The organism is Thiohalocapsa halophila (assembly GCF_016583825.1).
Classification (GTDB): Bacteria; Pseudomonadota; Gammaproteobacteria; order Chromatiales; family Chromatiaceae; genus Thiohalocapsa; species Thiohalocapsa halophila.
Window position 1 is genome coordinate 1 of sequence record NZ_NRRV01000169.1, and the last position, 1,824, is coordinate 1,824.

At 59.3% G+C, this 1,824-nt stretch carries 3 protein-coding genes and 1 pseudogene; all 4 read left to right on the top strand.

Annotated features, from left to right (window positions below):
• A partial coding sequence (locus CKO31_RS27830; protein ID WP_369075155.1) for a permease occupies nucleotides 1–244 on the top strand: 244 nt, incomplete at its 5' end.
• Nucleotides 245–394: 150 nt separating this feature from the next.
• Nucleotides 395–550, top strand: a pseudogene (locus CKO31_RS27910) (GDCCVxC domain-containing (seleno)protein); the annotation flags it as partial.
• A 12-nt stretch (nucleotides 551–562) separates the two neighbouring features.
• Complete coding sequence (locus CKO31_RS25740; RefSeq protein ID WP_200243677.1) at nucleotides 563–805, top strand: thioredoxin family protein; 243 nt, start codon at nucleotides 563–565, stop codon at nucleotides 803–805.
• Nucleotides 806–833: 28 nt separating this feature from the next.
• Nucleotides 834–1,824, top strand: a 991-nt coding sequence (locus CKO31_RS25745) for an aminotransferase class V-fold PLP-dependent enzyme (protein ID WP_200243679.1), incomplete at its 3' end; no start/stop codon positions are given.

A 1,824-nucleotide genomic window follows, 5' to 3' on the forward strand; every position in this document is an offset into this window, starting at 1 on the left:
CCCCGAGCGGGTACCTGCCTTCATGAGAGGGCGGCCGGATCGGGAGGCGAAGGGGATTGCCGTCAACCCCGGGGCGATGACGCCGTTTTGCTCGTCCCCCTCCCTACCGCTGTTCATCGGCTTCGTCGAGGCGGGAATCCCGTTGGGCGTGACCTTTTCCTTTCTGATCGGCAGTCCGATGATCAACGAGGTGGCGTTGGTCATCCTAGTGGGTATCCTGGACTGGAAGCTGGCCACGCTCTAGGCGGCTGCCGGACTGCTGGTGGCCTGGTTCAGGGACATTGTAATGCAGGCCTTTCGGCCCGAGCGCTGAGTCGAGGATTATGTCTGGCAGATCCGCATGGGGCAGACGCTGCAAATCGAGCAGCATCGGAGCCTCGGTTCCCACCCTGGTCCGGACGATGCCTGTGTCTCGTACTGGGAGTGTTCGTCCTGCGGCGTTCTTTTCAGGCCCACACCAGGTGATTGCTGCGTCTATTGTTCCTAAGGTACCGTACCCTGTCCGCCGGTGCAGAGCGCCGGAAAGGCTGGGTGCTCCCATCCTTCTTAAAGAGGTGAGACGGTGAAAAACATCAAGGTGCTGGGTCCGGGGTGCCGCAACTGCGAGATGACGGCAAAAGTGATCGCCCATGCCGCCGAGGAGGCGGGGGTCGAGATCGAGTTGCAGAAGGTGACCGATATCACCGAGATCATGGGCTATGGGGTGATGTCCACCCCAGGAGTCGTGGTCGATGGCCAGGTCGTTCACAGCGGTGGCGTGCCCGGACCGGATCTGGTGCGCCAATGGGTGGGCGATCCCGACTGACCTTTATGGCCCAAACAAGGTATTAACAATGGTAAGCAACAAGTCGCCGGATCTCACCATAGAAGAGGCACAACGGCAGTTCACGTCGTTGCCCACGGATTTCATCTACATGAACAACGGCACAGAGGGCTCCATGCCCGCCGATGTTATCGCCAAGTACACGCAGAAATTGAAAGATTGGGCTCGCAATCCGACGACTGCTTATGAGACCGATTCGACCCTGGGCAAACAACAAAAACAAAACCGCCAAGCCATGGCGGATTTCCTTGGGGTCAGGCTTAACAACGTCTGTTTGACCGACAACACCACCATGGGCATCAACATGGTGCTCATGGGTTTGAATTTCGTGGCGGGTGACAAGGTCGTCATCACGGATAACGAGCATCCCTGCGTCGTGTCGCCTTTGTGGGTCTTGAAGCAACGCCTGGGGGTTGCGGTCGAGGTTGTCGATTTTCCGCACCCGCAAGCCCTCAGGGACATGGATGCGAAAGGCCTGCTGGACCATCTGTTTTGCGAAGAAGCTCTATTGAAGAATGCCAAGGCCTTGTGCATCTCCCACGTCTATCCCACCGTAGGGGTACGCCTGCCGCTGGACGAGGTCCGGCGCAGGGCCGACGATCTCAATATCCGCTATCTGATCGTCGACGGCGCTCAGGGTGTCGGGATGGTCGATCTCGGCAGACCGGAGAACCAGGTGACAAACTGCGATTTCTATGCCGGGCCGACCCACAAATGGATGAACGGCCCGCCCGGAACCGGATGGCTGTACGTCAAAAACGAGCGAATTCGCCCCCCAGAATACTGGCCGCCGCTGAGCCAAAAGATGGCCGCGTACGTGTGCGATCATGACAATCATGAGCAACTGCCCATGGCGGAGGCGCTGCAGGTTCGGGGTTGCAGTTCCATTCCGGCGTATGTCGGCGTGGTCGAACTGCTCGGGTTTTTCAGGCGGCTCGGCGGCCAGGCGCCCGTGGAGCAGCATATCCTCGGCCTCTCGGCCAAAGTCAGGGCGTTCATTG